General features: G+C 71.2%; 16 protein-coding genes and 1 tRNA gene. 11 read left to right on the forward strand and 6 right to left on the reverse strand.

All coding sequences use genetic code 11. The features are described 5' to 3' along the window. Positions 1-95: 95 nt before the first annotated feature. Positions 96-185 (reverse strand) — tRNA-Ser (locus ACQP2F_RS45125). Positions 186-303: 118 nt separating this feature from the next. Between ACQP2F_RS45125 and deoD the strand changes: the two genes are divergently transcribed. After that, the gene (deoD, locus tag ACQP2F_RS45130) at positions 304-1,020 is read left to right on the forward strand and encodes a purine-nucleoside phosphorylase (protein ID WP_433299036.1); all 717 of its coding nucleotides are present in this window, start codon (positions 304-306) and stop codon (positions 1,018-1,020) included. A 69-nt stretch (positions 1,021-1,089) separates the two neighbouring features. Here the strand turns inward: deoD and ACQP2F_RS45135 are convergent, their stop codons facing one another. From ACQP2F_RS45135 to ACQP2F_RS45150, 4 genes are all read right to left on the reverse strand, one after another. Beyond that, positions 1,090-1,506, reverse strand: coding sequence for a nucleoside deaminase (locus ACQP2F_RS45135; protein ID WP_433307903.1), 417 nt, complete (start codon positions 1,504-1,506; stop codon positions 1,090-1,092). 40 nt (positions 1,507-1,546) lie between these two features. Continuing rightward, on the reverse strand, positions 1,547-2,062 hold the full coding sequence (locus ACQP2F_RS45140; RefSeq protein ID WP_433299038.1) for a tRNA adenosine deaminase-associated protein: 516 nt from the start codon (positions 2,060-2,062) through the stop codon (positions 1,547-1,549). A 339-nt stretch (positions 2,063-2,401) separates the two neighbouring features. After that, positions 2,402-2,932 (reverse strand): hypothetical protein, encoded by a 531-nt coding sequence (locus ACQP2F_RS45145; RefSeq protein WP_433299040.1) that lies wholly within the window; start codon positions 2,930-2,932, stop codon positions 2,402-2,404. Positions 2,933-3,089: 157 nt separating this feature from the next. Further along, complete coding sequence (locus tag ACQP2F_RS45150) at positions 3,090-4,217, reverse strand: PQQ-binding-like beta-propeller repeat protein (protein WP_433299042.1); 1,128 nt, start codon at positions 4,215-4,217, stop codon at positions 3,090-3,092. 100 nt (positions 4,218-4,317) lie between these two features. On the opposite strand from ACQP2F_RS45150, the gene ACQP2F_RS45155 reads away from it, so the two are divergent. Together ACQP2F_RS45155 and ACQP2F_RS45160 are read left to right on the forward strand one after the other, a co-directional pair. Continuing rightward, on the forward strand, positions 4,318-5,250 hold the full coding sequence (locus ACQP2F_RS45155; protein WP_433299044.1) for a prephenate dehydrogenase: 933 nt from the start codon (positions 4,318-4,320) through the stop codon (positions 5,248-5,250). Between the two features lie 42 nt (positions 5,251-5,292). Next, positions 5,293-5,865 carry a DinB family protein gene (locus ACQP2F_RS45160; protein ID WP_433299046.1) on the forward strand — a complete coding sequence of 191 codons (573 nt, stop codon included), beginning with the start codon at positions 5,293-5,295 and terminating at the stop codon, positions 5,863-5,865. Here ACQP2F_RS45160 and mtnA read toward each other — a convergent pair whose 3' ends face one another. Next, the gene (mtnA, locus tag ACQP2F_RS45165) at positions 5,866-6,828 is read right to left on the reverse strand and encodes an S-methyl-5-thioribose-1-phosphate isomerase (protein ID WP_433299048.1); all 963 of its coding nucleotides are present in this window, start codon (positions 6,826-6,828) and stop codon (positions 5,866-5,868) included. It abuts the gene before it with no gap. Positions 6,829-6,859: 31 nt separating this feature from the next. Here mtnA and ACQP2F_RS45170 point away from each other — a divergent pair, with 31 nt between their 5' ends. The 8 genes from ACQP2F_RS45170 (at position 6,860) to ACQP2F_RS45205 (ending at position 17,194) form a co-directional block, all read left to right on the forward strand. Then, positions 6,860-7,918, forward strand: coding sequence for a PHP domain-containing protein (locus ACQP2F_RS45170; protein WP_433299050.1), 1,059 nt, complete (start codon positions 6,860-6,862; stop codon positions 7,916-7,918). Between the two features lie 25 nt (positions 7,919-7,943). Next, complete coding sequence (locus ACQP2F_RS45175) at positions 7,944-9,614, forward strand: DUF885 domain-containing protein (protein WP_433299052.1); 1,671 nt, start codon at positions 7,944-7,946, stop codon at positions 9,612-9,614. A 499-nt stretch (positions 9,615-10,113) separates the two neighbouring features. Continuing rightward, complete coding sequence (locus ACQP2F_RS45180) at positions 10,114-11,193, forward strand: hypothetical protein (RefSeq protein WP_433299053.1); 1,080 nt, start codon at positions 10,114-10,116, stop codon at positions 11,191-11,193. Then, positions 11,180-14,371: an ATP-binding protein gene (locus tag ACQP2F_RS45185; RefSeq protein ID WP_433299055.1), complete on the forward strand. Its 3,192-nt coding sequence runs from the start codon at positions 11,180-11,182 to the stop codon at positions 14,369-14,371. The genes ACQP2F_RS45180 and ACQP2F_RS45185 overlap by 14 nt, the downstream gene beginning before the upstream one ends. Then, positions 14,368-14,832, forward strand: coding sequence for a roadblock/LC7 domain-containing protein (locus tag ACQP2F_RS45190; protein WP_433299057.1), 465 nt, complete (start codon positions 14,368-14,370; stop codon positions 14,830-14,832). Before ACQP2F_RS45185 ends, ACQP2F_RS45190 begins: the two co-directional genes overlap by 4 nt. Beyond that, on the forward strand, positions 14,829-15,287 hold the full coding sequence (locus ACQP2F_RS45195; protein ID WP_433299059.1) for a DUF742 domain-containing protein: 459 nt from the start codon (positions 14,829-14,831) through the stop codon (positions 15,285-15,287). The genes ACQP2F_RS45190 and ACQP2F_RS45195 overlap by 4 nt, the downstream gene beginning before the upstream one ends. After that, positions 15,265-15,891, forward strand: a complete 627-nt coding sequence (locus tag ACQP2F_RS45200; RefSeq protein ID WP_433299061.1) for a GTP-binding protein — start codon at positions 15,265-15,267, stop codon at positions 15,889-15,891. The genes ACQP2F_RS45195 and ACQP2F_RS45200 overlap by 23 nt, the downstream gene beginning before the upstream one ends. A gap of 94 nt (positions 15,892-15,985) precedes the next feature. Continuing rightward, a complete protein-coding gene (locus ACQP2F_RS45205) occupies positions 15,986-17,194 on the forward strand; it encodes a hypothetical protein (RefSeq protein ID WP_433299063.1) in 1,209 nt (402 codons plus the stop codon). Positions 17,195-17,515 lie beyond the last annotated feature (321 nt).

The raw sequence follows: 17,515 nt of genomic DNA on the forward strand, positions 1-17,515 counted from the left end.
AGGCAGGCGTTTCGGCCAACCGAGACCAGAACTGAGACCACACACAAAGAGGCCCGGCGGCTCACTCAGAGTCGCCGGGCGTTTTCCCTGCTAGATGGCGGTGGTGAAGGGATTTGAACCCTTGGAGGGCGTAAACCCTCACACGCTTTCGAGGCGTGCTCCTTAGGCCGCTCGGACACACCACCGGGAAGTACGTTACCGGACGCCTCGACGGCTCTGCCGCCGGGTCACCCTTTGCCGGGGCAACCGGTCCTGACCTGGCAGTATCGGCGGCATGACCAAGCGAGCAGAGGAGCACGAAGAATGAGCGTGCACATCGGCGGGCAGCCGGGCGACATCGCCGAGCGAGTTCTGCTCCCGGGCGACCCGATGCGGGCGAAGTGGATCGCCGAGACCTTCCTGCAGGACGCGAAGTGCTACACCCAGGTCCGCGGCATGCTCGGCTTCACGGGCACCTACCAGGGCGTACGGGTGTCGGTGCAGGGTTCCGGCATGGGCATGCCGTCGGCCTCGATCTACACCCACGAGCTGATCAACGAGTACGGCGTGAAGTCCGTCATCCGGATCGGCTCGTGCGGCGCGCTGGCGGCGGACCTCAAGCTGGGCGACGTGATCGCGGCGATCGGCTCGGCCACCGACTCGAACATGAACCGCGCCCGCTTCGACGGCCTGATCGACTACGCGCCGGTCGCCGACTTCGGGCTGCTGCGCACGGCGGCGGAGGTGGCCGAGCGGCACGGCACCCAGCTGCGGGTGGGTCCGATCCTGGCCGCCGACGCGTTCTACACCGACCGTCCCGACCTCTACGACGCCCTGGCCGACTACGGCGTGCTGGCGGTCGAGATGGAGTCGGCGGCGATCTACACGATCGCGGCGCGCTACCGGGCCAAGGCGCTGACCATCCTCACCGTGAGCGATCACATCAAGACCGGCGAGAAGATGGACTCGGCCCAGCGTGAGCAGGGCTTCGGCGACATGGTGCGGATCGGTTTGGAGACCGCGATCGCGGGCGCGGCCTGAGCGTGCTGCCGCGGCGTCACTCTCCGCGACGCCGCGGCGCCTTTACCCGTACGGGATGAAGGCCGCCCTCTATCGAAAGAAATCACGTATGAGAGCGGCGCAATCCGCCTCGAGGACGCCGGAGTAGACCGCCGGACGGTGATTGAGCCGCCGGTCGCGCACGACGTCCCAGAGCGAGCCGACCGCGCCCGTCTTGGGTTCCCACGCGCCGAAGACGAGCGTGGACACGCGCGCGAGCACCAGGGCACCGGCGCACATCGTGCACGGCTCGAGCGTCACCACCAGCGTGCAGCCCTCGAGACGCCAGCTGCCCAGCAGCACGGCCGCCCGGCGCAGCGCGAGGATTTCGGCGTGCCCGGTCGGATCCCCGGTCGCCTCCCGCTCGTTGCCGGCGGCGCTCAGCTCCACCCCGTCCGGCCCGTAGACGACCGCGCCGACCGGGACGTCCTCGGGATAGGCCGAGGCGACCTCGATCGCCCGCCGCATCCAGCTCTCGTGCCGGGGCGAGGGCTGGAGACTCACGCGCTCACGCCTCCCGCAACTCCTCGACCTCGTCGCCGCAGCCGATCCGCTGACAGATCTCGGCGGTCACGTCGGACGGCAGCATGCCCTCCTGACCGCAGAGGCCCAGCAGCCGGTGCGCGCTGATCCCGAGATCGTTCAGCAGGTCGGCGTCGCCCACCGGGTCGGCGTCCGGGTCGGACGGCCGGTCGCCGTCCTCCTCGTCGTCACCGCCCGCGGTCAGCTCGTCGATCTCCAACGCCGGCGCCTCGATGTCGCCGAGCAGCACCGACCCGATGCGCGACTCCTCGACGAACGCCGAGTCCGACCCGAAGACCCGCAGGTCCTCGCCCTCGTCGAGGCGCAGGATCGCCAGGTACTGGTCGTCGCTCTCGACGAAGAGCAGCGCCACGTCGGCGTCCGGCTCGACGTCGCGCAGCGCGTCCACCACCTCGTCGATGTCGGCGAGGCCGGTCAGGTCCAGCTCGGACGCCGTCCACCCGTTCTTGCCCCGAGCAACGGCGGCAGCGAAAGTCGACAAGATTTCCCCCCATGCGACTTTTGTCTTCAGCGAGTGACGGTAGCGGGAAGAACGGCGGGCGCGGCGCGCCACGCCCCCAAAAGGGTTGGAAGTCAGTTCGCCAGGCGACGGCGGGAGGCGATGAGCTCGCGGAGGCGGGCCCCGCGAAGCCGCTGCGGCTGTGCGAGCTCCCGAGCTTTCGCATCGGCGAGAGCCGCGAGCAACTCCAGACGACGACGGCGGCGATCGGGGTCGAGCCGTGGCGGTGAGGGAGCCATGAAGCCGAGATTGCACACCAGGCGCACGCGAGTCAAGACCCAGTGCGGACGGCAACGGTAACGGCACGTCCCGTCGCCGGGGTCACCACAGCGGCCAGTTGTACGTATCGATCCAGCGCGCGCCCACGAAGAACATCGCGATCGACAGCCCGACCCCGCTGGCGAGGGCCACACCGACCGCCACGCCACGGTCGCCGAGCACGGTCAGTACGAGCGCGACGACCCAGGCGCTGACCGCCGCCACCAGGGTCCACCAGGCGTAGGCGGCGAGGTCGTGGGCGAGCCCACCGAACAGCCCGAACCAGAGCAGCCCGGCGCCGAGCCCGGCGAGCACCGGCGCCGCGGCGACCGGGTGGGCCTCGCGATAGACCGGCCGGCTGGGCCCGGGGAAGAGCCCGGAGGGCGGCCGCCCGAGGGCCTGAGCATGCGTCTGGGCAAAGGCCGGGTGCGCGGCCGGCGAGCTGTAGACGGCCGGCGCGACCGGCGGCGCGCCGGCTCCGGGCGGCGCTACCGCACCCGGCGGCGCTACCGCACCCGGCGGCACGACCCCACCCGGCGGCACGACCGCACCCGGCGGCGGGCCGGCCGGCCAGGACGGGTGCCTCTCGCTCACGGGCGACGCTCCTCTGCCTCGGCTCTCCCCGCCAGCCTAGCGAGCGCAACCGGATCGCGGCCGGTACCGGTGCGGCCGGCGTAGAGGCGCGGGGCCGCATCCTCGCCCAAGGAATGCGGCCCCGCGCTGCCGGGAGAAAGGTCTGGTTGCGGACGGCTCAGCTGAACTGCGCCAGCCGCTTCTGGGTCTGCCCGTCGACGCTGGTGAACGCGCCGCCCATCGCGACCGTGCCGCGGTCGGGGTTGCCGGCCAGGGCGAAGACGCCCTCGACCCCGTTGGCGTCGGCGGTCCAGTCGAGCAGGTGCCCGTCCGAGCTCGCGAGCGCCGCCAGCTTGACCCGGTCGTCCGAGCCGTCGACGCAGGTCCCCTGGGTGCCGGTGCGGGCGGTGCTGCAGGCCCGGTCGAAGTGGCCGCCGGCGTAGACGACGCCGCCGAGCACGGTGATCGCCTGCGCGTCCCCGTCGAACGTCGCCGACCACCGCAGCCGGCCGTCCGGCGTGTAGGCGCTGACGCGGCCGCCCTGACCGCCGTGCGCGGAGTAGACGCCGTCCGCGGTGACCGCGATCGCGTACGTGATGACCGGCGGTTTCGGTTTGAAGGACGGCACCACGGCGCCCCCGGCCGGATCGAGGGCAACCAGCCGGTCGTACCCGGAGATGCCGTTGACCTTGTGGAACTTGCCCCCGGCGTAGATCCGTCCGCCGCCGCTCGCGACCACCTCGACCTGGTCGTCGGCGGTGGGCCGCCAGCGGGTGTCGAGCGCGCCCGTGCCGAGGTCGAACGCCGCGAGCCGCCCGCGCGCCTGCCCGTCGACCGCGGTGATCGCGCCGCCGAGGTAGAGCCGGTTGCCGGCGGCGGCGATCGAGTACGGCCGCCCGCTGATCGAGTGCTTGAAGGTGGCCGAGAGCGCGCCGCTGGTCGCGTCCACCCGGGCCAGGCTGTCCCGCTTCTGCCCGCCGACCGTCGCGAAGTCGCCGGCGAGGTAGACCGAGCCGCCGCTGACCACGATCGCCTTGACCCGCCCGTCGGCGGCCGGCGCCCAGGAGAGCAGCGTGCCGGTGCGCGAGTCGACGGCGGCGAGGTGACCGCGGGCGACCTGCTTGCCCCGGACGATCGCGGCGGTGAAGTCGCCGCCGACGTAGAGGACGTCCCCCGAGTACGCGACGGTCAGGACGGCGCCGTTGAAACTGGGCATGGCGTCGGACGGCTGCGCCTGGGCGGGCGCGGCCACGGCGGTGAGCGCGGCGGCGAGTCCGATGGCGAGTGCTTTCCCCCGGTAAGTCACCAGACCACCGTATTGCCGCATATCCCCGGTTTTCACGCGCAAAACGGACAGATTGCGCCTGGCCGAACGGCTGATCTTGAAGGTGTGGGAGAGTTCCGGCGTGCATGTGGCGGTCATCGGTCTCGGGCTCATCGGCGGCTCTCTGCTGCGGGCGTTGCGCGCCGCCGGGCATCGCGTCACCGGTTACGACGCCGATCCGGCGACCCGCGAGCTGGCCGGTGCCGCCGGTTCGATCGCCGACGCCGCCGCCGGGGCCGAGCTGGTCGTTCTCGCCGTGCCGCTGCCGGTGCTGCCCGGTGTGCTGGCCGAGCTCGCCGCCTTCGACGGCCTGGTCACCGACGTCACCTCGGTCAAGGACCCGGTGCGCGAGCTGACGATCAAAAGCGGATTGCGGCGGTACGTCGGGGGGCACCCGATGGCGGGCAAGGAGACCTCGGGCTTCGCGGCCGCCGACCCGGCCCTGTTCGCGGGGTGCGCCTGGGTGCTCTGCCTCGAGCCCGGCGAGACCGCGCTGGACGACTGGCTCACGCTCGCGGCCCTGTTCACCACCCTCGGCGCCCGGGTCGTGCCGGTCACCGCGGCCGAGCACGACCGGGCCGTCGCCCAGATCAGCCACGTGCCCCACCTCTTCGCCGCCGCGCTGGCCCGCCAACTCGACGGCAACCCGCTGGCCGGCGCGTTGGCGGCCGGATCGTTCCGGGACGGCACCCGGGTCGCCGCCACCCGGGCCGAGCTGATCGTCGCGATGTGCGCGGGCAACGCCACGGCCGTGCACTCCGTTCTGCGTAATCTGATCGACGACCTGAAGGCGATGGACGAGGCGCTGGCGAACGACGCGCTCACCCCGCTGGTCGAGCTCGGCGGGTCGCTGCGCCGGGCCTGGCCGGCCCGGGGCGGTGAGCCGGTCGAGATGCCGGTCTCGGTCGACGGCCTGCTGGCGCTCGGGCGGGACGGCGGCTGGGTCACGGCAGTGGCCGAAAATCGGGTCAGCGTCACGACAATGCGGCCGGAAACTGGCCGCAATGGTTCATAGGCTCGTCCCCGACAGCGATTCTTCGAGCTAGGAGACGACGATATGCCCGGTCAGGTCGGCCCGGTCAGCAACGAGCAGGAGGGCCTGCTCGCCTACCTCGCCCAGATGCGGTACGTGCTGCGGTTGACCGCGCACGGGCTCACCGACGAACAGTTGCGGGCCACGCCGTCGGCGAGCGCGCTCAGCGTCGGCGGCCTCATCAAGCACTGCGCCTCGACCGAGGAGAACTGGCTGGCGACCATCCGGCGGGAGCCGCAGACGGTCGACTACCAGCAGTACGCCGAGAACTTCAAGCTCGCCGACGACGAGCGGATCGAGGACGTCTTCGCGCGCTACGACCGGGTGGCCGAGCAGACCGAGAAGACGGTGACCGAGCTCGGCGACCTCGACTACCGGATCGAGGTCGACCACTCGGTGCCGTGGAACCGCAAGGACCTCACCCACTGGAACGTGCGCTGGATCCTGCTGCACCTGATCCAGGAGACCGCGCGGCACACCGGGCACGCCGACATCGTGCGCGAGTCGATCGACGGCGCCACGGCGTACCCGCTGATGGCCGCCGCCGAGGGGTGGCCCGAGACGCCGTGGCTGAAGCCCTGGGCCCGATCGGAGTGATCAGACCCGCTGGCCCTTGTCCAGGCGGATCACGCGGCGGTCGGTGACGATCGCGGTGACCAGGTCGCGCGGCGTGACGTCGAAGGCCGGGTTCACCGCGTCCGACCACGGGGTGATCTCGGCGGCGCCGCGGTCCTCGATCGGGACCGCGTCGCCGCTCGGCGTGGAGACGTCCACAGTCGACTCGGGCGCCACCACCACGAACGGCAGGCCGGCCCGGCGGGCGCCGAGCGCGTGCGAGTAGGTGCCGATCTTGTTGATCACGTCGCCGTTCGCGCAGATCCGGTCGGCGCCCAGGATCACCGCGTCCACCTCGCCGCGGGCCATCAGGAACGGGCCGGCCGAGTCAACCGCCACCTGGTGCTCGATGCCCCAGCGGGACAGCTCCCACGCGGTGAGCCGGGCGCCCTGCAGCAACGGCCGCGTCTCGCTGGCCACCACGCCGGCGAGCGCGCCCCGCCGGTGCAGCTCGTAGACCACGCCGAGGGCGGTGCCGAGCACGACCGTCGCCAGCCCGCCGGTGTTGCAGTGGGTCAGCAGGCGGGGCCGGTGACCGCAGAGCTCGACCATCAGATCGGCGCCCCGGGCGGCCATCGCCTCCGAGGCGGCGATCTCCTCGTCCCGGATCGCGTACGCCTCGGCCAGCACCGCCTCGGGACCGCGGCGCAACTGGGCCGCCGCCCGGCGCGCGCCGCGAGCCAGGTTGACCGCGGTCGGCCGGGCCGTCTCGACCCGGTTCACCGCGGCGGCCAGCGCCTCCGGGTCGTCGGCGTGCACCCGGGCCGCCAGCGCCACGCCGAACGCGCCCGCGACGCCGAGCGCCGGAGCGCCGCGGACGGCCAGCGACTGGATCGCGGCGACCAGCTCCGGCACCGTGTGCAGGCGCAGGACACGTACCTCCCGGGGCAACGCCGTCTGATCGATGATCTCGACCGCCCCGTCCACCCATTCGATCGTCCGCACGAGGCCGAGCCTAACCACTTACCCTTGCGCCATGGCATCTCGCGATCCGGTCGACGACCTGCGGCGCATCGCCTTCCAGCTGGAGCGCGCGAACGAGGCGACCTATCGGGTGCGCGCGTTCCGCTCGGCCGCCGCCACCATCGCCAAGCTCTCGCCGGAGGAGCTGGCCGAGCGGGCCGCGGCCGGCACGTTGAGCAAGCTCGCCGGGGTCGGCGACGTCACGGCCCGCTGCATCGCCGAGTCGCTGGCCGGCGAGGAGCCGGTCTACCTGCGCCGGGTGCGGGCCACCGAGGGCACCGACCTGACCGAGGCGGCGGCCGCGATCCGGTCGGCGCTGCGCGGCGACTGCCATTCGCACTCCGACTGGTCGGACGGCGGCTCGCCGATCGAGGAGATGGCGCTGGCCGCGGTCGAGCTCGGCCACGAGTACCTGGTGCTCACCGACCACTCGCCCCGGCTCACGGTGGCCAACGGCCTGTCGCCGGCTCGGCTGCGTAGCCAGCTCGACCGGGTGGCCCGGCTCAACGACCAGCTGCCCGAGGGCTTCCGCATCCTCACCGGCATCGAGGTCGACATCCTCGACGACGGCTCGCTGGACCAGGAGGACGAGCTGCTGGCGCGGCTCGACGTGGTGGTCGGCTCGGTGCACAGCAAGCTGCGCGATGAGTCGCCGCGGATGACCCGGCGGATGCTGGCCGCGATCGCCAACCCGCACCTGGACATCCTCGGCCACATGACCGGCCGCAAGGTGTCCGCGGCCGGCGAGGGCGACAAGGGCCACCGCGGCGGGCGCACCCGGCCGCCGAGCACGTTCGACCTCGACAAGGTCATCGCCGCCTGCCTGGAGCACCACAAGGCGATCGAGATCAATTCCCGGCCGGACCGGCTCGACCCGCCCAAGCGGATGCTCACGGTCGCGGTCGAGGCCGGCTGTCTGTTCAGCATCGACACCGACGCCCACGCGCCCGGCCAGCTCGACTGGCTGGGCAACGGCTGCGAGCGGGCCGCGCTCTGCGCCGTGCCGGTCGACCGGGTCGTCAACAGCTGGCCGATGGAACGGTTGCTCGAGTGGACCGCGGGCCACAAGTAGGGTTTCGTTCCCGTAGGGTCGCGGCGTGGGACGAATTGACGACCTCGCCAACCGCTACGTGGACGAGTGGGCCGAGCTGAGCCCGCTCGGCGCGACCTCGGTCGGCATCGCCGGCCACGACGACAAGATCGACGACCTTTCGCCCGACGGCTACGCGGCCCAGGCCGAGCTCGTCCGGCGCACCCTCAACGACCTCGACGTGATCGACCCCGAGCACGAGTCCGAGGAGGTCGCCAAGGACGCCATGATCGAGCGGCTCGGCCTGGAGCTGGCGACGTACGACGCCGGCTACACCAAGAGCGCGGTCAGCGTCATCTCCAGTGCCCTGCACGGCATGCGCGGCACCTTCGACATCATGCCGACCGAGGGCGAGGAGGCGGTGGCCAACATCGCCGCCCGGCTCAACCTGTTCGCCCCCGCGCTCGAGCAGTACAAGACGACGCTGCGCGAGGAGGCGGCCGCCGGCCGGGTCAGCGCCCGCGCGCAGCTGCTGGCCGTCGCCGAGCAGTGCGACTCGTGGACCGACCCGCGGCGCGACGACTTCTTCCACGGGCTGACCCGCCGGCTCACGGCGGGCGGCGCGCTCGCGGCCGAGCTCGAGCGGGGCGCCACCGCGGCCACCGCGGCCACGGCCGGCTTCGCCACCTTCCTCCGCGAGGAGCTGGCCCCGGTCGGGCGGGAGAAGGAGGCGGCCGGTCCGGAGCGGTACGCGCTGGCCTCCCAGTACTTCCTGGGCGCCAAGGTGGACCTGCGGGAGACGTACCTCTGGGGCTTCGCCGAGCTGCACCGGCTCGAGCAGGAGATGGCCGTGGTCTCGGCCGCCATCGCCGGCGCCGGCGCCTCGGTCGCCGAGGCCGTGGCCGCGCTCGACGCCGACCCGGCCCGGCGCATCCCCGGCAAGGACGCCTTCCGCGACTGGATGCAGGCGCTCGCCGACAAGGCGATCTCGGAGCTCAACGGCACCCACTTCGACATCGAGCCGCCGGCCCGCAAGATCGAGTGCTGCCTGACCCCGACCAGCGACGGTGGCATTTATTACACCGGCCCGAGCGAAGACTTCTCCCGCCCCGGCCGGATGTGGTGGGCGGTGCCCGAAGGGATCACCGAGTTCTCCACCTGGCGCGAGGTCACCACCGTGTACCACGAGGGCGCACCGGGCCATCACCTCCAGGTCAGCCAGGTGATGCTCCGGGCCGACCTGCTCAACCGCTGGCAGCGGCTGCTGTGCTGGTGCTCGGGGCACGGCGAGGGCTGGGCGCTCTACGCCGAGCGGCTGATGGACGACCTGGGCTACCTCGAGGACCCGGGCGACCGGCTCGGCATGCTGGACGGCCAGGCCCTCCGCGCGGCTCGAGTGATCGTCGACATCGGCATGCATCTCGAGCTGGAGATCCCGCGGGACAACCCGTTCGGCTTCCACCCGGGGGAGAGATGGACACCCGAGCTCGGCTGGGAGTTCCTGCGGGCGCACACCCGGATGGCCGACGAGGTGCTGCGCTTCGAGTGGAAGCGCTACCTGGGCTGGCCCGGTCAGGCGCCGTCGTACAAGGTCGGCGAGCGGATCTGGTTGCAGGCACGCGAAGAGACGAAGCAGCGCAAGGGCGCCGATTTCGACCTCAAAGCGTTCCATCGGGACGCATTGAACCTCGGCTCGCTCGGGCTCGACCCGCTGCGGAAGGCGCTGGCGCGGCTCTAGCGTTTCGGGGCGTTTCCCCGGGTTAACGGCGGGGAAACGCCCCTTTTGCGACGCGGTCGACATTACCTAATGCGATTATCTTTCGTTGAGCGATCATGTGACTACTCTCCGTGAATAGCGTTCCGAGTCATAATCGTTATCTATTGCGAATCTTGTAGCTTTTCGTTAGCCCGGCCTCCCGTTACCATCTGCGCCGTGGCCAACCGGCTCCCGGAACCGGCCTGCGCTGCGGCTTCGGTCAAAAACAACGGGTTGGGAATCGCGCCCGAAGCCGAACGAAGGCCGAGCCCGCATCCACCGATCAGCCGAGAGAACTCTGCCCCTTGGCGAGGGGCTTCCCGAGGTTTTCTCGGATAGATTGGCCCGGATCCGTGCGCCCATCCGGCTACGGACAGTAGTCGTCACCAACGGCTCATCGCGTGTTGCATGGCGGAGGACGAAAGCAATGAACAGCCGGCGAACCCGTTTACGCTCCGCTCTCGCGGTGATTTTGACGGTTTTGGTACTTGTACCGACTGCGGTCCTGTTTGGACGTGTTTGGCAGCAGAACTCGGACCAGCGGGCACAGACCGATCTGGAGAAGAAGGGCGTCGAGTACATCAGCGCCCTCACCCCGCTGGTCAGCGCGCTGGCCGAGTCCGAGTCGTCGGCGATCCAGGGCGTCTCCGCCCCGCCCGACTCGCTGAAGTCCGCCGTCGCCAAGGCCGCGGCCGCCGACGAGAGCCTCGGTGACGACCTCAAGACCAAGGAGCGCTGGGCCGATCTGAAGTCGAAGATCGACAAGCTGCCCAAGGCCGCCGGCCCGCTCGCCGCCTTCCAGGCGCACATCGAGGTCACCGACCTCACCCTCGCGCTCTACGCCGCGATCTGGCGCAACGCCGAGCTGAACCGCGACCCGGACAGCGACGTCTCCAACCTGGCCGAGGCGGTCGCCAAGGACATGTCCAAGACCGTGGTGCTGGTGAGCCGGATGGGCGACTACGCCCAGCTGCTCCAGGTCGCTGCGGCCAAGGACCGGGCCAACCTCGGTGTCCAGTTCGGACAGGCGGTGCTCACCGTGCAGGACTCGGTGAGCGACCTCACCGAGGACCTCCAGGCCGCGGTCGACAACACCAAGAGCCCGACGCTGAGCGGCTCGCTGGTCAGCACGCTCGACTCCTTCCGCCGCGGGGTCGAGTCGATGACCCGTGGCGCCAACCCGGGCGGCACCCCGAACGTCGCGACCATGTCGACCGCGCAGACCGCGCTGCAGACGGCGCTCAACGCGCTGGCCGGCGTGACGCTCAAGGAGATGGCGAAGCTGCTGGACGACCGGTCGAGCACCATCTCGTACCGGCGCACCGAGGCCGTCGTCATGGGCCTGCTCGCGATTCTCCTCGTGCTCGCCGCGCTGATCTGGCCGGTTCTCGGCCGCCGTCGAGAGACCGCGCCGGCGCCGGCCCCGGCGTCGATCGGCGAGTCGACCCGCGACATACCCACCAGCCGGGCCACCCCGCCCTACGGCGGTCAGTACGACATCGCCCCGGCCTACGGCGACAACGACCCGACACGGCGGGAGCGGTCCGGTGCTCTTCGGTAAGTTCCGCATTCTGGGCAAGCTTGCCCTGCTCGTCATCGTTCCTCTGCTCGGCGTCGTCGCGCTGAGCGTGCCGATCATCGTCACGCGTATCAGCGACGCCCAGGACGCGCAGAAGACGTCGGACACGATTCAGCTCGCGACCCGGGTCAGCACCGCGGTGCAGGAGCTCCAGGAGGAGCGCCTGCTCTCGATCGGCTTCCTGTTCGGCCTGATCCAGGAGCCGGAGCTGGTCGTGCAGAGCGCCAAGGCGACCGACGCGATCGCCCGGATCGACGACGACGGCCAGCCGCTCTCCAAGGAGATGCGGCGGGCGCTGCGGGGAACCGAGCGCCTCGACAACACCCGGCAGAACGTGATCAACCGGGCGATCCGCCCCGACATTCTGGTCACCGAGTTCACCAGCGTCATCACCCCGCTGTTCAACGGGCTCGACCTCGCGTCGCGCGCCGACCTCACCACCGGCGTCGGGCGGCAGGTCTTCGCGCTCGAGCAGTCGCTGCGGTCCGACGACCTGATCAGTCAGGCGTCGGCCTACCTCACGGTCGCGACGATCACCAAGAACGCCGGCTTCGTCGGCCTCTTCTACTCGACGCTGGTGCAGCTGCAGCAGCTGATCGTGAACGCCCAGGCGTTCTTCACCGACTCGCAGTACAAGCTGTACCTCGGCGCCCAGGACGCGTTCTCGTCCCGGGTCGGCTCGGACTTCCTGACCCAGGCCGCGATCGACCCGAACGCGGCGGTGCAGACGCTGAACATCAAGACGCTGTTCCCGTCGCTGCAGTCGGTGCTCGTGCTCGGTGGCTTCGTGGAGAAGCGCGTGGCCGCCGACGTGGACACGATCGTGACGAACAACCGGGACACGGCTCTCCGGGACGCCTTCCTCATCGGTGGCGGCTCGTTGATCCTGCTGCTCCTGGTGATCACGCTGAGCATCTTCATGGCCCGCGCGGTCGCCCTGCCGCTGCGCCGCCTGACCACCTCGGCCGACCGGATCGCCCGGGCCGCCGAGGCCGAGCTCGAACGGGTCGCCGACGACGACGCCGAAGCCGTACGCCCGATCCGTCTCGACACGGTCGACGTCGAGGCCCAGGACGAGATCGGCGACCTGGCCCGGGCGTTCGACCGGGTGCAGACCACCGCCGCCCGGCTGGTGGAACGCCAGGTTCTCGGCCGCCGCAACGTCGCCCAGATGTTCGGTCACGTCGGACGGCGTACCCAGAACCTGGTCGGCCGCCAGCTGGCCCTGATCGACAACCTGGAGCGCAAGGAGACCGACAGCGACCGGCTCCGCGAGCTCTACCGGCTCGACCACATGTCCAGCCGTCTGCGGCGGAACGCGTCGTCGCTGGTCGTGCTCTCCGGTGGGGCCGGTGCGAACGAGCACATGGCGCCGCTGTCCCTCTCCGACGTCGTCCGTCTCGCCCTCGGTGAGATCGAGGACTACACCCGCGTCGACGTCGAGGTGCCCGAGGAGATCGTGGTCGTGCCGGCCGTCCTGGCCGACCTGACCCTGATGCTGGCCGAGCTCATGGAGAACGCCACCGCGTTCTCCCCGCCGAACACCCGGGTGCTGATCAGCGCCACCGAGCTGCGCGGCGGCGCCCGCCTGGCGATCATCGACAACGGCCTGGGCATGTCGCCCGAGCGTCTCGCCGAGGAGAACTCGCGGCTCACCCGCCGTGAGCGCCTCGACCTGGTGCCCTCCGAGGTGCTCGGCCTGTTCGTGGTCGGCCGGCTGGCCCGCCGGCACGGCATCGAGGTCACGCTGACCGACACGCCCGGCGGCGGTGTCACCGTCTGGGTCGACCTGACCCCGGCGCACCTGGTCTCGCGGGTGCCGAGCACCACCGCGATGGCCGGCTCGCCGTTCCCGACGGCCACGCCGGGCGTGGCGCCCGGTTACCACACGTCCGAGTTCGCCCAGGTGATCGCCGGTTCCGCGGCGCGCGCCTCGGTGCCCGGCAGCCAGCTGCCGTTCGACGCCAACGTGCTCGAGCGGGCCACCCGGACGCTGGAGTCGGGCGGGTCGTGGAACGCCTTCGCGACCGCGGCTCTCCCGTCTCTCGCGGCGCCGGCGGCGCCGGCCCTCGCGGCGCCTTCCCCGGCCTACGCCGAGCCTGCGGCGCCGGCCTACTCCGAGCCTGCGGCGCCGGCGTACGCCGATACCGCGGCGCCGGCCTACGCCGAGCCTGCGGCGCCGTCCTACGGCGAGCCGGTTTACGACGCCGAGCCGGTCTACGCGCCGAGCCAGGTCTACCAGCCGCCGGTGGCGCCCCAGCCGGTGTACGACCTGGGCGCGCCGGTCGCCGGCCGGGTGCCGGCCTCGCTGCCGGAGCTGCCCGCGGCCGGTCCGTCGGCGTGGAACCAGCAGCCGGTCGAGGCGCCGCAGCCGACCTGGAACACTCCCGAGGTCGGGGCGGCTCCGTCGAGCCCGTCGATCCCGCGCCAGCGGACCGACGAGGACTACCGCTACGGCACGCCCGCGGCGTACTCGCCGCCGGCGGCCCCGGCCTCGCCGCCCGCTCACGCCATGCCACCGGCCCAGGCCACGCCACCGGCCCCGGCCTCGGCGTCCCCGTACGCCGAGCCGCAGGCCTATGCCGAGCCGCAGGCCTACGGACAGCCGCAGGCCTACGCCCAGCCTCGCTATGCCGAGCCGGAGCCGCAGGCGCAGCAGCCATACGCCGAGCCGCAGGGCTACGGTCAGTCTCCGGACTACGGCCGCCAGCCGGCGTACAACGAGCCACCGGCCCAGCCGGACCCGCAGCAGTCCGCCGCGGGCCTGCGGTCGGCGAACGGCGGACCGCTCCGCCGCCGTGTTCCGGGCAGTCAGCTGCCGATGGAGACCGGCAAGCCGCTGCCGGCCGCTCCGCCGTCACAGGACGACGCGGTCGCGGCACGAGCCGCCTTCGACGCCTTCGAGGCCGGCGTCAGCCGCGCCCAGTGGGACGTCGCCGAGACCGAGATGACGGCGCCGCCGTCGGCCGGTCATGCACCCCTCGCCCGCCGGGTTCCGGGTGCCACGCTTCCGCGGGACGAGCCGCACAGCTCGCCACCGCCCGCTCCGGCACCTCCGCTTGATCCGGATGCCGCACGAGCACTGATGGAACAGTTCGAGTACGGAGTCGCACTCGCACTGAACGAAACTCAGCCACAACCCGAGGGACAACCGCGATGACTTCCCCTTACTCCACGGAAACCGGTAACGGCTACGGCCAGGCACAGCTCAGCGCCGAGGCCAAGACCTTCAACTGGCTGCTGGACTCGTTCACGTCCGGCACCGCAGGCGTGATCGAGGCCATCGCTGTTTCGTCCGACGGTCTCCTGATGGCGATGTCCGCGATCAAGGACCGGCCGAACGCCGAGCGTCTCGCGGCCGTCGTCTCCGGCCTGACCAGCCTCGCCGGCGGCGCCGCCAGCTGGTACCGGCTGGGCTCCCTGAACCGGGTCATCATCGACATGGCCGAGGGCTATCTGCTGGTCACCGCGATCAGTGCCGGCTCGGTGCTGGGCGTCATCGCCGACCGGTCAGCCAACCTGGGCACCCTCGCGTACGAGATGACGCTCTTCGCCACCCGTGCCGGTGGCGCGCTGAGCCCGCGTCTGATCGCCGAATTGAAGAACGCCGTCCAGCAATGACCTATCCGGACCCCGACGACCCGGCATACCCGGCTCGGCCGAGTGTCCGGCCCTTCCTGCAGTCCGGCCCGCAGTCGGCCGGCGGTTACCGCCCTCAACCACAGAGCGAGCCGCCGGTCGACGAGCAGGTCACGACGCTACGCCCGTTCGTCATCACGTCCGGGCGTACCGACGGCGCCGATCCCGACATCGGGATGGAGACCCAGGTGACCGTCAACCACGCCGCGACTCCCATGCGGCTTTCCCCGGAGATGCGCGCGATCGTTGCGCTCTGCGGGGAACCAACGTCCGTGGCGGAGATCTCCGCCCGGCTGCGTCTGCACCTCGGCGTCACCCGCATCCTCGTCGGCGACCTGCGCGCCGCCGGCCAGCTGGACGTCCATGTGCTGGACAACGAGACCCCCGACCCTGAGACCATCATGCGAGTGATCCGTGGACTTCGAGCAATCACCTAACCGCGTCGTCGGCTCCGCCCGGGTGGGCGGCGGTACGCCGAAGAAGGCCCCGGTTCCGGTCAAGATCATCGTGGCCGGCGGCTTCGGTGTCGGAAAGACGACAACAGTGGGCGCCATCTCCGAGATCTCTCCGCTCACCACCGAGGCGGAGATGACGTCGGAGTCGGTCGGCATCGATGATCCCGGCCAGGCGACCATGAAGACCACGACGACGATCGCCATGGACTTCGGCGTCCTGACCATCGACCAGACGCTCAAGCTCTACATCTTCGGTACGCCCGGCCAGTCACGCTTCGCATTCATGTGGGACGACCTGATCAAGGGCGCTCTGGGTGCATTGGTGGTGGTGGACACCGCTCGGATCGACGATTGCTACCCCGCAATCGACTACTTCGAGCGAGCCGGACTGCCGTTCGTGGTCGGCGTGAACACGTTCAACGGACAGATGAACTACAGCCTCGAGGAGGTTCGCTGGGCGCTCGCCATCCGCGACGATGTGCCCGTCCTCTCATACGACGCGCGGTTCCGCGCCTCCGTCCGGGACGCCCTGCTGGTCGTACTCGACCAGGCTCTTGACAAGGCCATCCGAGCCAAGTCCACGTAGGGTGTGCGAGGCGTCGCGGAGATCGAGGTTTCCAAATCGGCCTTCCAGCGGGCACAGTAGGTGAGGACGACCCGCACTGGAAGGACGGTGACGCGTGCGAGGCGGACTGGACGACGCGCTCGACAAGCTCGCGCGCCGCGACGAGCTGCGCAGGCGCGCGGCCGGTGAGGCCACCGGTACGTCACCGGCAGTGACCGAGCTGGTCGAGGCGATCGCCGCGGTCGTGGGCCGCCACCCCGAGCTGGGCGTGACCGTGGGCGCCGAGGGCTCCGGCGAGCCGATCCTGCTGCACTTCTTCTACGCCGACGGCCAGGTGCAGGTGAGCGCCGACAGCCCACCGCTGGAGGAGTCCCCACCGGCGAGGCACGCCGAGATCGTCGACGTCGACCTCGACGATCCCGTCGAGACCTACCGCCCCACCCCCGACCAGATGCGGCGCCACCAGGACGACCAGGACCGCTACGGCGCCCCGCAGTACGGCTACACCGAGCCGGCCGCCTATTACAGCGAATCCGACACGGCCGAGCGCCGCTACGGCTCGTTCGACGGCCAGCCGGCGGACACGCGCTACCCGTCCCACAGCCCCGGCGAGACATCCCGCGACTTGGGCGCCCGCATGCGCGACCTGGGCATGGCGTCCCGCGCCCCGTCCGCACCCAGCGCCCCTCCCGCTCCCACCGCGAACGGCCCCGTCTCGGGCAGCCCGCTTTCCAGCAGCCCTCTCGCGGGCAGCCCTTTCTCGGGCAGCCCTCTTTCCGGCAGCCCTCTTTCCGGCAGCCCTCTTTCCGGCAGCCCTCTTTCGGGCAGCGCCGCCGGTGTGGGCCCAGCCGCAGGCAGCCCTCTCACCGGCCCGCTGGACGGCACCCGTTTGACCAGCCCTCACTCCGGCTCCCCGGTCTCCGGCAGCCCGATGTCCGGCGGCCCGATGTCCGGCAGCCCGATGTCCGGCAGCCCGATGCCGCCAGGCCCCGCGCCCTCGGCTCCGCAGTACCCCCCGCACCCCTTCGCGGCCACCCCGCCGCCGCCCGTGCCCCCGCAGAGCTCGCCGCGCCCGCCGTCGGATGCCCAGGCCACCCGCCGCATCCACGCCGAGCAGCACCGCGCCCCCGCCGAGCCGGCCGCCACCGAGCGCATCATCCCGCCCCAGCCGCAGCCCCAGCGAGGCGCCATGCCGACGCCGCTGCCCAAGCCGATCCCACTGCAGGTCGAACGCCCCGAGGAAACCGAGATGGCCGCCCGCCGCCTGGCCGCCCTCCTCCGCGACGACCCATCTTTGCTGAACCAGGCCCCCCGCGGCGAATAGCCCTGTGGATAACGCCGAAAAGTCGTCATACCCGGCTGCTCTACTCCACCCCACCCAGTAACGGGGTGGGGTTTGTGTAGGGGGCACCGCTTCGTTTGTGGACGACGGCGAAGAAACGTCGTACCCGGCTGCTTAACTCCACCCACCCACTGAACGGGGTGGGGAAGGGCACTGCGGGTAACGACCGCGAGACGGCGACGGTCGCTTTCTGTCACGAGAGCCCGCACGGTTTGAGCACGTAAGAGCCGTAAATCACCATCCGACTCGACCTTTCGGCCACAATGCGTGGCGATCCCTTGTTTTACGCTGCGTAACTGCATA

Source organism: Actinoplanes sp. CA-030573, from assembly GCF_050951115.1.
Lineage (GTDB): Bacteria > Actinomycetota > Actinomycetes > Mycobacteriales > Micromonosporaceae > Actinoplanes.

Excerpts from the sequence above, each read along its gene's own strand:
- deoD (WP_433299036.1), top strand. The coding sequence starts at position 304 with ATGAGCGTGCACATCGGCGGGCAGCCGGGCGACATCGCCGAGCGAGTT.
- ACQP2F_RS45135 (WP_433307903.1), bottom strand. The coding sequence starts at position 1,506 with ATGCGGCGGGCGATCGAGGTCGCCTCGGCCTATCCCGAGGACGTCCCG.
- ACQP2F_RS45160 (WP_433299046.1), top strand. The coding sequence starts at position 5,293 with ATGCCCGGTCAGGTCGGCCCGGTCAGCAACGAGCAGGAGGGCCTGCTC.
- ACQP2F_RS45170 (WP_433299050.1), top strand. The coding sequence starts at position 6,860 with ATGGCATCTCGCGATCCGGTCGACGACCTGCGGCGCATCGCCTTCCAG.
- ACQP2F_RS45190 (WP_433299057.1), top strand. The coding sequence starts at position 14,368 with ATGACTTCCCCTTACTCCACGGAAACCGGTAACGGCTACGGCCAGGCA.
- ACQP2F_RS45195 (WP_433299059.1), top strand. The coding sequence starts at position 14,829 with ATGACCTATCCGGACCCCGACGACCCGGCATACCCGGCTCGGCCGAGT.